The sequence below is a fragment of the Dictyobacter formicarum genome (assembly GCF_016587435.1).
Genome location: NZ_BNJJ01000002.1, coordinates 531500 through 544219 on the forward strand (window position 1 = coordinate 531500; position 12720 = coordinate 544219).

The 12720-nt window shown below is 50.5% G+C and carries 10 protein-coding genes and 1 rRNA gene; 4 read left to right on the forward strand and 7 right to left on the reverse strand.

Annotated features, from left to right (window positions below; all coding sequences use genetic code 11):
- The first annotated feature begins 16 nt into the window (after positions 1 to 16).
- Positions 17 to 925, forward strand: coding sequence for an L-histidine N(alpha)-methyltransferase (egtD, locus tag JMI88_RS04805; protein ID WP_201360595.1), 909 nt, complete (start codon positions 17 to 19; stop codon positions 923 to 925).
- Between the two features lie 54 nt (positions 926 to 979).
- Here the strand turns inward: egtD and JMI88_RS04810 are convergent, their stop codons facing one another.
- From JMI88_RS04810 to JMI88_RS04830, 5 genes are all read right to left on the reverse strand, one after another.
- Complete coding sequence (locus tag JMI88_RS04810; protein WP_201360596.1) at positions 980 to 1360, reverse strand: RidA family protein; 381 nt, start codon at positions 1358 to 1360, stop codon at positions 980 to 982.
- Between the two features lie 67 nt (positions 1361 to 1427).
- Complete coding sequence (locus JMI88_RS04815; RefSeq protein ID WP_201360597.1) at positions 1428 to 2477, reverse strand: D-TA family PLP-dependent enzyme; 1050 nt, start codon at positions 2475 to 2477, stop codon at positions 1428 to 1430.
- 94 nt (positions 2478 to 2571) lie between these two features.
- A 5S ribosomal RNA gene (rrf, locus tag JMI88_RS04820) occupies positions 2572 to 2688 on the reverse strand.
- Between the two features lie 93 nt (positions 2689 to 2781).
- Positions 2782 to 3678, reverse strand: coding sequence for a CPBP family intramembrane glutamic endopeptidase (locus JMI88_RS04825; protein ID WP_201360598.1), 897 nt, complete (start codon positions 3676 to 3678; stop codon positions 2782 to 2784).
- Positions 3679 to 3846: 168 nt separating this feature from the next.
- A complete protein-coding gene (locus JMI88_RS04830; protein ID WP_201360599.1) occupies positions 3847 to 4926 on the reverse strand; it encodes a dipeptidase in 1080 nt (359 codons plus the stop codon).
- 212 nt (positions 4927 to 5138) lie between these two features.
- On the opposite strand from JMI88_RS04830, the gene JMI88_RS04835 reads away from it, so the two are divergent.
- A complete protein-coding gene (locus JMI88_RS04835; protein WP_201360600.1) occupies positions 5139 to 5657 on the forward strand; it encodes a DUF2721 domain-containing protein in 519 nt (172 codons plus the stop codon).
- Positions 5658 to 5729: 72 nt separating this feature from the next.
- Here JMI88_RS04835 and smc read toward each other — a convergent pair whose 3' ends face one another.
- Both smc and JMI88_RS04845 read right to left on the reverse strand, forming a co-directional pair.
- A complete protein-coding gene (gene smc / locus JMI88_RS04840) occupies positions 5730 to 9566 on the reverse strand; it encodes a chromosome segregation protein SMC (RefSeq protein WP_201360601.1) in 3837 nt (1278 codons plus the stop codon).
- 52 nt (positions 9567 to 9618) lie between these two features.
- Positions 9619 to 10572 carry a methionyl-tRNA formyltransferase gene (locus tag JMI88_RS04845; RefSeq protein ID WP_201360602.1) on the reverse strand — a complete coding sequence of 318 codons (954 nt, stop codon included), beginning with the start codon at positions 10570 to 10572 and terminating at the stop codon, positions 9619 to 9621.
- 286 nt (positions 10573 to 10858) lie between these two features.
- On the opposite strand from JMI88_RS04845, the gene JMI88_RS04850 reads away from it, so the two are divergent.
- Complete coding sequence (locus JMI88_RS04850; RefSeq protein WP_201360603.1) at positions 10859 to 11191, forward strand: oxidative damage protection protein; 333 nt, start codon at positions 10859 to 10861, stop codon at positions 11189 to 11191.
- A complete protein-coding gene (locus JMI88_RS04855; RefSeq protein ID WP_201360604.1) occupies positions 11188 to 12624 on the forward strand; it encodes a CUAEP/CCAEP-tail radical SAM (seleno)protein in 1437 nt (478 codons plus the stop codon). Before JMI88_RS04850 ends, JMI88_RS04855 begins: the two co-directional genes overlap by 4 nt.
- Positions 12625 to 12720: the final 96 nt, after the last annotated feature.

Consider the following 12720-nt stretch of genomic DNA (forward strand, 5'->3'; position numbering starts at 1 on the left):
ACAGAAAACGTTTCGGATGGAAATTCTGCAAGGATTACAGAAGCCGAGCAAAGAACTGCCGAGCAAATACTTTTACGATGAGGTTGGCTCACAATTATTCGATCGTATTACGGAACTCGATGAATATTATCTGACTCGTACTGAGTTACAGATCATGCAGCAACAAATTCACGATATCGCCGCTACATTGGGGCCGCGCTGTATGCTCATTGAGTATGGAAGTGGAAGCAGCTTGAAGACGCGTCAGTTGCTAGATCATCTGGAGCACCCAGTGGCCTATGTGCCCATCGACATTTCCAAAGAACACTTGCTCCAGGCTTCCCTCAAACTGTCACAGTCCTATCCGAAAATAGAAATTCTGCCCATTTGTGCAGATTATACAAGCAGTTTTTCCCTGCCAACACCAACACAGCCGGGTGCTCGTAAAGTGGCTTACTATCCAGGTTCTACGATTGGAAACTTTGATCGAGGACCAGCCAGAACATTTCTGGCGCAGATCGCTCACACCTGCGGCCAGGGTGGCGGGCTTCTGATTGGCGTCGATCTGAAAAAGGACTTTTCCATTTTACATAGCGCCTACAACGATCGATCAGGCGTCACGGCTGCCTTTAACCTGCATCTGTTGGAACGACTTAACAGCGAACTAAGCACCGATTTCCAATTGGACCATTTTGGTCACTATGCTTTCTACAATCCCGGTGAAGGCCGGATTGAAATGCACCTGGTGAGCCTGAGGAAACAACAGGTCCATTTGGGAAGAGAAAAGATCACATTTGACGATTATGAGAGTATCTGGACGGAGAGTTCTTATAAATACACGCTTGATGAGTTTGGCCAGCTGGCCGCCAGTGCTGGTTTCAAGGTTGAGCGCATCTGGCTCGATCCCAAAGAATTCTTCAGCATCCAATACCTCTCTGTCGTCTAACAATTCAACACCAGAAGCACTATAACAAAGATAGTGCTTCTGGTGTTCATGCTGCTATTTGCCTACGTAGGCAATGACATCAATCTCTACCATGAAACCTGCCAGCTGACTGCCAACGGTGGTGCGGGTAGGCTTGGGATCGGAAAAGTAACTGGAATAGACCTTGTTATAGTCTGCAAACAGACTGAGATCGCTGAGGTGAACGGTTGATTTGACTACATCATCCAGCGTGGCTCCGCCGGCGGCAAGGATCGCTTTGATATTTTCCAGTACTCGCGCCGTTTGCTCCTCAATCGTCTGGCCAACAATTTCGCCCGTGGCCGGATCAATGGGTCCTTGCCCTGAAACAAAAATAAAATCCCCGGCGCGCAATCCTTGCGAATACGCTCCCCGTGGCGTAGCACCTTGCTGGGTAGAAATCTGCTGCTTTGGCATACGGAATCACTCCTTACCTATTTCATACCTAATAATGAAACCAACATATTAAAGAACCTGACAGTTACTATTGTATCAGACCGCGACAGGCCACGGGCCAGGTAACCTCTACCTGCTCATTACGAATACCAACAATCTGGTTGAAGAGATTGGTAACGGTACAACAATGGTTGGGAATCACAGTCAGGCGTTCGCCAATCAAGGGTTTGTGGGAGCAGGCGGAGAAATCCACGTGACCATGTTCCTCGGATTGTGAGTAGATGATGGCTTCGGGGTATTCCAGAATTAAGCCATGCCCGGGTGCGGTTCCCAGGTCCGAGGAAAATGTTTTGCTGCCACCATCAATAATTCGTCTGTTTTCAGTTGGCTGGCTAACTACGGTCACGGTTACCTTAAAGGCCAGATCATCCAGAGTCATTGCGCCCGATTGCAAGGCGTGTCGATCACCATAGACATATTCGCCTGCTCTATGCTCGTTGATTTCAGGAAAATCCTGTGCCTGCCACATGCAGTGGGTGCTACCGCCGCTGACACGCTCCAATGGAAGTTGAGCAGCAGCGAGCAAAGCTCTGGTTTCACGTACAAAGGTGTTAGCACGCTCACTGCTGGGATAGGTCATCAAACCGCCAAAGTGAAGTCCTGGAGCATTAGCAATCAGTCTTGCCAGTTGAGCGGCTGCTGCGGGCGTCTGAACGCCGCAGCGTTCCAAACCGGTGTCACATTCAACCAGTACAGGTAAGGTCAGACCGGCCTGTTCCATCGCCGCTGAAAGCCCATGCACCACGATCTCGTCATCGGCGGTGACACTGATGCGACAGCGCCGGGCCAGCGCCACAAGGCGCGCCAGTTTAGGTTCACCTACAATATTATAGGGCACAAAAATATCATGGATACCTGCGCTGACCATTACTTCCGCTTCGCCCAGCTTCTGACAGGTAATGCCTACCGCTCCATGTTCAATCTGCATGCGGGCAATTTGCGGTATCTTATGGGTCTTAATATGTGGCCGATTGGCGATTCCATGCCGATCTAGATGGGCCTGCAGACGTGCAATATTGCGTTCTAGCCTATCCAGATCTACCGTTGCGACTGGAGTTTCCAACTGGTCTATATGCATAATGGGCAACAACCTCCCTGCTCTGATCATCAAAAACGGTCCATTTATCAGAAAATATTTGTAAACGCCAAAAAGCCACTCATGTGGGCGGGTGAGACGGCGACTTCCTATTTTCCCACGCAGTTGCCCACGCAGTATCATCGGGGATGAAGAGCTTAACTTCCGTGTTCGGGATGGGAACGGGTGTGCCCTCTTCTCTACAGTCACCAGCTCACCTGCACATACAAGCGGCTTTCTTGACAGGGAGAATACTATCACAGCCATTCTCCTATGTCAATACCCCTCAATCGGTGTTTACAACAATTCACCTTAATTGATTAGATACTGGTGGAGACAGCGGTACTGGCTGCAGGCCATAATCGACCCGTAGCTCTCTCGCTTTGCGCGGCCGCAAAATAATAACGGCATTGATGAGCAAAATAACACAGTATATTCCTGAGCTTAAAAGGGCTAGATTTAATGGAGTTGAGAGAACCAGTCGAGGATTCACCGTCAATAAAATCAGGCCAGGAAAATCTTTGGCTGCGTGAAATAGGATGCCAGGCCAGATTGATCCGGTGCGTAGACGTAATCCGGACAGCAGGACGCCAAAACCAAATGCGAATAATGCCTGTCCAATAACATAGTTCCAGGTAAAACCAACCACAATATTGCTCAGATGAACCAGGGCAAATAGAACAGAGGAGATCAATACCGCGGGCCAGATACCTGTAGGCAATGCGCTCTGCAGGAGTAATCCGCGAAAAAAACTTTCCTCAGTCAGACCAACCAGCAGTGAAGCAATCAGGGACAACACAATAATTTGTGTACTGCTCTTTCCTGTTGCGATTGGCAATGCTACTATCGATGGTAGAACAATAATGATAAACGGTACAATATATAAACGGATATCTTTGCGCTGAATGCCACGCGTAAAACCTATCTGTGCCCACCACCCCAATAGCAATAAAGGAATAATTATCAGTACAGCATAAAAACACTCACCAATAATATTTTTGATTACAAAAGACAGATGCCAATCTTTAACGCCAAGCTGAAAAATATAACTAAAAACTCGCAAGACAACAATAAAATACAATAGAAGCAGCGCCGTGCCGAGCAAAGGGCGCTGCCGAAAAAATCTGTTCAAGGCGCTATTTTTTTCTTCAACCACAAATCTGCCAGGTTGGGGCTCGTGGGATGCAGCCGTAAAGTCTTGCATTTCACTACTTTCCTTTTGCCATTAGGAATCAATGACAATATCATACATAATATGTCGGTACCATGGGCAACAGAGGTTTGCAGCCAGTTAAATATGCTGCTCCTTGCGCCAACCTGGCTGGCCTGTGCTATATCCATCAGCAGGAGTATGAAACGGTGCCGCAAACGGCTAGTTCCAGACACGGCGTAACAATCGCAGCCAGTTGCCGTGTAAGATAGCCATAATATCTGCTTCAGCATACCCACGTTGGGCTAATAGCAACCCCAGCTTTTGCAGGTCTGCAATAGTATCTAGATCCTGTGGTGACTGCTCACGGCCAAACCCGCCATCGAGATCACTGCCAATGCCCACATGTTTGCTGTTACCTGCCAGCTGACAAATATGGTCGATATGATCCACAATCTGGACCAGGTTGACACGTGGATTGGTCAATCCACCACGAATCCAACCAAACTGGAGCATAATCAGGTCAAGGGGCATACCAATAACACCGTCACGCTCAATGATAAGCTTGAGCTGCTCATCGTCAAATTGCCGCTGATGCGGGACCAGTGAGCGACAACTATTATGGCTGGCAATCACGGGACCATCATAGAATCGCATGGCCTCCCAGAACGCCTGGTCCGACAAATGAGTAGCGTCCAAAATTATATTGTACTTTTGCATCTGGATCAACAGTTCCCTCCCAGAAGGAGTAAGTGGTAATTCAGTACCTGTACCGCCTGCGTAGCGACCAGGACCATAGTGAGCCGGACCAATCAGCCGTACGCCCGCTGCCTGCCATTCACTCAGTTCATCAGCATCCAGGATAGGATCAGCGCTTTCCATACTTATAACCAGACCCAGCGGTGGTTGCTTTTGCTCATCGGTCTGCTGGTCAGCATCCCAGGCCTGCCATTCCGCCATATGTGACTCTAATGCTACTTTCTCAGTGAGAATACGCACATGGCCTGCTTTTTCCAGTGCCTGATAATAAGCCAGTTGTCCTCTTGCGATGCCAAAGGCCTGGGCAGGCGATCCATAGTCGATGTATGGCTCTGGCCGACCGGTTGAACGAGCCAGCAGGGTCGCAAAACACACAGCAACCTTTCCTTTATGAAGTTCTGGCAATGCGGTTGTCCCCATAGCTCTCCCTGGTCCAGATATACCAACTTCCAGCATGCGTAGAGTAGATGTTGAAAGCTCCAGATTACGATTCCACTGCAAAGCATTCCAGCCTAAATCCAGGTGAGCATCTATAATAAGCATGTTCACACCCTTTCATCCTATATTAGCACGGTTCAGTATCAAAAAATTCAGCATGCTCGTATTATAAGGGAAAACGTATTCTCTCGGAAAGGAATATGCTGTTTATCTTAGCTCTCTGATAAAAGTCCTGCGCATCAAAAGTGCAAGGGCTATTTATTTGTGGAGATTTTTTCTATGATACTCATCAGGTACGGGATGGTTTACTTATACCTATGAATAATATTCAAAATGTTATTAGCTTAATCCTTGCTCCAGTTGTGATGATTTCAAGTTGTACACTCTTTATGAATGGATTACTTCAGCGCTATGATTCACTCAGCGCACGTTTACGCGCCATGCATTTAGAACATATGGAATTGTTGCGCGCTATCAGGAAAGAGAACGCAGCTAATCAGTGCGATACACGCGACACTGGCAGCCTATGTAATTTCAGTAAAGAACGCCTCGCTGAACTTGAATCTGAAATGCCTCATCTTTTAAAACGGCACTGGCTTCAGTGGAATGCCATTCTTGCCGCTGAGATTTCTATTGGTATCCTGGTTTTCAGTATGTTTGAGATCGGCTTCCATGTTATTACCCATATGCCATGGGTAGAGCCAGCTGCATTATTCACCCTGCTCGTTGGGGCCCTGGTTTTCTTGACCTGTATTATGATTACCGCGGTTGAGTTCACTACCTCTCCTAAAGCCGTTACCTTTGAAATCAAGCATGGTCTGGAACTGGGGCGTTAGCTCACGCTTAATAGAGAGTCTATTAAATGCATGTATCAGCACAGCAAGTAAGCAGGCATAGCGAACGTCATGCTAGCGGCTGGCAGAGGCTGGCACCTGTTCGAGCCGTAATGAGAGCAAGCGAGAGGCGCTTTCGCGCATGGTGACGCCATAGATGGCCTGGGCCGCCGTCATGGTCACTCGGTTATGGGTAATGACAATAAATTGAGTACGCTGGGCCAGGCGTTTCAGAATGTCACAAAAACGGGTGACGTTGGATTCATCAAGGGCCGCATCCACTTCATCCAGCAGGCAAAATGGCGGCGGATTGATCTCTAGCAATGAGAAGAGCAGAGCCGCTGAGACCAGGGCTCTCTCTCCTCCTGAGAGCAGAGAGAGGTCCTGTACCTTTTTGCCGGGTGGCTGGACAATGACCTCGACACCAGCTGGCATGCTGGGGGGTATAACGCCCTCTTCGTCGCTGCTCTTTGCCGCCATCAACTCCAGGCGCGCCATACCACCATTAAAAAGTGTCGTAAAATGCTCTTTGAAGCGTGTATTCACAGCCTGGAAGGTCTCTTCAAACTGCCTGGCCATAGTAACGTCAAGCTGGCTGATAATGGTATAGAGTTGCTGCGCCGCCTGCTCCAGATCCGTGATCTGCGCTGTGAGAAAATCATAACGTGTTTGAGTCTCTGTATATAGTTGCGGCGCATTCGCGTCACAACCACCCATCGCCTTGATGCATCCTCGTAAGCCTTCTATGCGCCGTCGATACTTGCGCAGTTGCGTCTCTTCCTCTTCCGTTAACTGCTCCACTACGTCTACATGGGCGTGCGTTCCATTCTGGATCGCCACTGCGACTGTATTCTGTCCGTGATGCTGACCATTCTGTCCATTAAATTGCTCACTGGAGTCAGGGGCCTCTAGCATGTCACTCTCATGCTCCCTATGACGGCTCAATTCTTCTGGATCAGTAATATTCATTTCCTCTTGCAATTGTGCGAGTAGGGATTCAACGGCATCGCGTGCCTTCTGACTGTCCAATAGAGAACGACGATAGGCTGCTTCCAGTTCGCGCGTGTTCTGCTGCACCTTGATGCGCTGCTGCTCCTGGGACAAGATCTGCTGCTCAACGTCAGCCAGGGTCCCTTCCACCACATGCAATTCCTGAGTCAGCGTCTGGGCACGCTGCCGGCCCTGTTCCAGGTCTGTACGCTGCAGGGTAATAGACGCCTGTAAGTCTTGCTGCTGCCGTTCCGCCTCTTTGATCCGTGTGACCTGCTGTTGAACCTGCGCTTTTAGATCCTGTGCCTGGCCTTGCAACGTTGAGAGTTGCTGACGCAGAGAGCGTGCCTCCTGGCGCTTCACAGCCACAGTCGTACGTTCACCCCCCAGTTCATCCTGCATATGCCGGTAGCTGGTGGCGCGCTCCTCCATTTCGATTTGAAGTTCCTCGACCAGGCCGATCATTTCACGCTGCGACTTCTCATGGGTACGCACGCGTTCCTGGGCGGCTACTACCTCCTGCTCCAGACCGGCGACCTCAGAGGCCAGTTGCTGCTCGATTGAGGCTGCCAGCCGGATCTCTGTTTGCACGCGCTCCAGTTCCCGTTGGGAGGAGTTCAGTGTTTTATTGATATCATGGATGCGACTAGTAACTTTCTGTAGTTCTTTCTCAGTTGCGTTCTGCTCGGCGCGACGTCCTTCTTGTTTTCGTTGCGCTTCGCTCATCATGTCATGCAACTGATTAATCATGAGATTAATCTCTTCCAGATGCTGTGGTAACTCACGCAGTTCGCGCTCATAAGCCAACAGTCCTTGTTGTACTCCGGCTTTCCCGCTACCGCCAGTCAGCCAGCCATCTATATGCAGGACCTCACCAGCCACAGTGACCAGCGAAGTAAAAGGTAGATCGCTATCCGATGAGATGCTAAGCTCTATACCCCAGGACAGTAATTCGTGGGCTGCGGCCAGATCCTGGGCCAGGACAACACCATGCAAGAGACGCATGAAGATCGGTATGAAGCGGGGCTCACATTGCAGTTGCTTCCAGGCAAAACCCAGGATGCGCGGCTTCAGTTCTGGAGCCGTCTCCAGGTAGCGCTGGAGCACGCGTTCTTCAACCTGGCCCTGAATAGTGCGTACTTCCTGGATGTCTTCATCCTCATCCTCTTCAACCCGTTCCATCCAGATAATCATAGCCCGGCCCGCCTGCGTTTTCTGCAGGTGCGCCAGGCCCCGTTGTGCATCAGCCAGTGTCCGTACTACGACAGCCTGCATATAAGGTCCCAGGGCGGCCTCCAGGGCCATCTCCATTCCACTGGCGACGACGCCTAATTGTGGCACAGGACCAACCAGGCCACTGACATCGGCGGCAGGGGCTCGTAAGAGTGCTCGCACGCCATCACTATAGCCACTGAGGCTTTGCCGCCAGTTCTTGAGCATATTCAGGCGATCTACGGTAGTGCGCTTCCGGCGCTCAGCTTCGGCCAGCGTAGCTTTCATGCGTTCCAACTCTTGCTGGGCATCAGCGATAGCTCTGGCAATATTTTGCTTGCGCTGGAGCATTTGCTGCTCTTCAGTACGCACTGTCTCCAGACGGCCACGTTCCTCAATCAGCCGACCTTCAAGGGTGCGCTGGGATTGTTGAGCCTGAGAGATTGTGTCGCGGCGACTGGCCAGCGTGCGGTTACGCTCTCCTAACTGCTTCTGCAAACGCCCCAGTTCAGTCTGGGTTGAGCCCAGGCGAGCCTGTACCTGCACCAGGTCACTCTGAGCCGAACGTAGCCGGCGCTCGTCCATCTCATATTCTTTCTGCGCCTGGGCCACTTTGCCTTCTAAACTGGCAAGTTGCGTGGCACCATTATCGACTGCCTCATCCGCCAGGTCACACTGCTCCTCCAGGTCGATCAATTGCTTTTGCAATGCAATTGAGCGCTCACGTAAACGGCGCTCTTCGGCTTGTATATCATTACGCTGACGCTCCAGACCACCGATACGCTCTTCGTTGACAGCCAGGTCGCGCTCTAACCAGCGCACCAACTCGTTGGCTTTATCACAGGATGTGCGTGCTTCACTGATCTGGACCTGAATCTGCTGTCGCTTGTTACGCAATGCTTGCGATTGCTCTGTGAGCATCTGCAATTCGGCCTCTGCCTGACGGACCTTCTGGCCCTGCTCACGTTCCGCCAGTTCAGCATATTCGCGGGTAACACGTAGCCGCCGCCATTGTAGTGCATACCAGGATAACAGGACGTCGTGTAGCTCATCATTTAACCGGGAGAACTCTAGGGCCCGTTTGGCCTGCTCAGCCAGGGGAGCAAGACGTGGCTCGATTTCGCTCACAATATCACGCAGGCGCTCCACGTTCTGCTCCGTCTGCTTCAGACGCGTCTCGGCATCGGTACGCTGCACCTGAAAAGGGCGTATGCCGGCGGCATCTTCAAACAGCGCACGTCGCTCCTCCGCACGCAAACTCAAGGCCGCATCTATGAGACCCTGACCCACAACGGTATAAGAGTCGTGCCCTATGCGTGCTTGCGCCAGTAGCAACAGTACGTCTTTGAGACGGACCTTCTGCTTATTGATCAGGTATTCATTCTCGCCTGAGCGATAGCTACGTCGCGTGACGGTAATTTCGCTGTATTCAGAGGGCACCCAGCCAGTGCTGTTATCGAGCGTAAGCGAGACCTCAGCCATGCCCAGCGGAGCTTTTCCTTGTCCACCCGCAAAAATAATATCGTCGCTCTTCTTTCCCCGCAACTGCCGCATACTCTGTTCGCCCAATACCCAGCGCATGGAATCTGCCACATTGGATTTTCCAGCTCCGTTGGGCCCTACCACCGCCGTAATACCAGGGCTAAATTCGAGTAAGGTTCTCGAGGCAAAACTCTTGAACCCGAGCATTTCTAGTCGTTTAAGATACACTGCCTGGCTTCATCCTCTTCTTGAAAAATATCAAAAAGCGTTGTCATGTCGTTCAAATATAGTATACTCGCAAGTGGCCGTCATGGCAGACAATTGTTGCTTCTCCATGACCATCTTGCTGTATAGCATCTATTGCTATCTCTGCACCATCAAAACTATATGAAATAGCGTCGCTTGCCAGTACATAACGATCCTCACAGAGAATTTCAACCGGTCGCTCGACACTGGCTACGCCGCGAATAAAATTGTACAATTGCCGCGCCCCCCACTCACGGGCGTTGACAACATATTCATTATCACCCGGATAAGGGTGATAGCTACTCAATGCTTCATCCTGGGGCCGCGCATGGCTCTGCCCAGCCGCCAGAGCCTGCACTGTTTGCACTAAAAGCTGTGCACCACAACTGGCACAGAGCGCCTCTAGTTCTCCATAACGGATTCCTTCTGGCACTGCAATTGTTTGCTGTGCCAGGATCGGCCCGCTATCTAATGTGTCGGTAAGCTGATGAATTGTGACACCGGTCTGCTCCTCTCCTGCTTGCAGGGTCCAAAAAAGCGGCACGGGGCCACGATTGGCCGGAAGCAATGAGGGATGCACATTTATACCTCCCAGGCGCGCCAGGTCTACAATGGAGCGCGGAATGAGCTTTGAGAAACAAGCGACGCAGAGAATATCTGGATGATAGGCAGCAAGCGTTTTCAGCGTTTCGGAATCGTTCAGTTTGCGCACCTGCCAGACAGGAACAGAATGCGTCCACGCCAGCTGCGTGAGTGATGGATTAGCAGTAGAGAGCATGGGTAAGCAGCTACGTCGTTGTTGGGGAGGAGTTTTTGGCACAATAGCAGGAGTAACATGAATGCCAGGCAATGAAGCTCCATCGGCAGGGATAACGACTGCGCAAACCTCAATTCCATTCTGAAGTAGCGATTCTAAGGAAGGTATCGAAAAATCACATTCCATCCCAAAGAACAGAATGCGTGTCCCTGATGAAGAAGCTTTTGACATCTCTCCTATCCTTTTCATCGTACTGCCTGCTTACCTATTGCGACTTTCTGGTAAACAAACGTTCAAAAATAGTAACAAATCTCTCTTCCGCTGTCAAACAGGCTCTCTGTCTGATAGAAAATACCTGCCTGATCAACAAAAGATTCTGAGAAAGGCGTGCAATAATAGTTGCCAACATAGTACAATAACGAGTAAGATGCTATGCATTGGCTGATGTTTTTCCATTAACGGCAAGTGCGAGCTGCTCAATGGTCTTTATCATTACCCTTTATGGGAGAGAGTTCATATGCCTAGAACGGTTTATTGCGTTAAGTTACAGCGTGAACTTCCTGGGTTGGAGAAACCTCCGTTTCCAGGAAAGCTGGGGCAACGCATTTACGAACAAATTTCACAACAAGCCTACGATATGTGGCCAGCACAGCAAGTGTTGATTATCAACCATTATGGGTTGAATATGGCGGATCCAGAGGCTCGTAAAATCTTACGCGAACAAATGGAAGAGTTTTTCTTTGGACAGAATGCCTCTATGCCAGAAGGTTGGACGCCTGAGACCGCTGGATCGGGCAGCGGAGGCGCACCACAGCGCAAAGGGGGAGGAGGCGCACCACGAAAGAAATGAGGAAGCACGGAGATATTCTATTAATTTCGTGCTATGAATTGGGACATCAACCTTTCCACCTGGCATCTTTGTCGGCTATGCTGAAGCAGGCCGACTATTTGCCGGTGTGTGTCGATACGGCAGTTGATACACTTTCAGATGAGGCAATTCGCCAGGCACGCTTTGTGGCCATTTCGGTCCCAATGCATACGGCAATGCGGTTGGGCGAACAGGTTGCGCAACATATTCGCATGCTCAATCCAGCTGCTTATATCTGCTTTTATGGCCTTTATGCCCTGCTCAATGCCGGCCATTTGCTTGAGCAGCATGCTATCGATGCGGCTATTGGGGGTGAATATGAGGCTCCACTCTGCCAATTGATTGCAGCGGTCGAGCAAGATAGAGATGAAGGTATTCCAGGCGTGTATAGCCGTGGTCATGTCAGCGGCCCGTGGATTCAACGCACACCATTTATGGTGCCCGAACGCGATCATTTGCCCGCATTAGAGCGCTATGCGCGTATGGAACAGGGCACGGAAACGCGTGTGGTAGGCTATACTGAGGCCACACGAGGCTGCAAGCACACTTGCGTCCATTGTCCGGTAACGCCGATTTACCATGGACGCTTCTTCGCGGTCCCGGCAGAAATTGTGCTGGCCGATATTCGCGCACAGGTGGCACGAGGCGCCCAGCATATTACCTTTGGCGATCCCGATTTCTGGAATGGTCCGACCCATGCATTACGCATTACGCGGGCGATGCACCAGGAGTTCCCCGAGCTGACCTTCGATGCAACTATTAAGATTGAGCACTTATTAAAGCATCGACAGTTTCTACCAGAAATGAAAGAGCTGGGCTGTGTCTTTGTGGTATCAGCGGTCGAGTCGCTGAACAATACAGTGCTACAAGAGCTGGCAAAAAACCATACCGCCGCCGATGTGGCAGAAGCTTTTGCTGAAATGGAGCGGGTCGGTATTACGCTGCGCCCATCACTGCTGCCTTTTACTCCCTGGGAAACACTTGATAGTTATATTGAGTTACTCAATTTCTTCGAGCAGGGACACTTCATTGAACACATTGATCCGGTTCACCTCTCAATCCGTCTGCTCATTCCTCCTGGCTCGGCACACCTGGCTACCCCCAACAGTTCGAGCTGGATCGGTGAATTTGATCCTGCCGCCTTTGGCTATCGCTGGGCCCATCCCGATCCACGCATGGATGAGCTGCAAAAGCAGGTTGCCGCCCTGGTAGAACAGGCCGAGCAGATGGGTTCAGACGCGGTAATGACCTTTTTCCAGATCAAAGCTCGCGCTCTTGCTATGCAGGAACAGAAGCTATCCGCATTTAAGGCAATGCGCCAGTATGGCGAACGCAAAGAACTTCCCCACCTGACTGAGTCCTGGTTCTGCTGCGCTGAACCGACCAGTAATCAGCTCTGCGCAAAACGCGCATAAGATCATCGTCTTCAAAAGCAGAGATACTCATAATGGTCATCAGTATCTCTGCTTTTTTTTAAATTTATGGCACGCATAATAGCAATTACCGGTTTA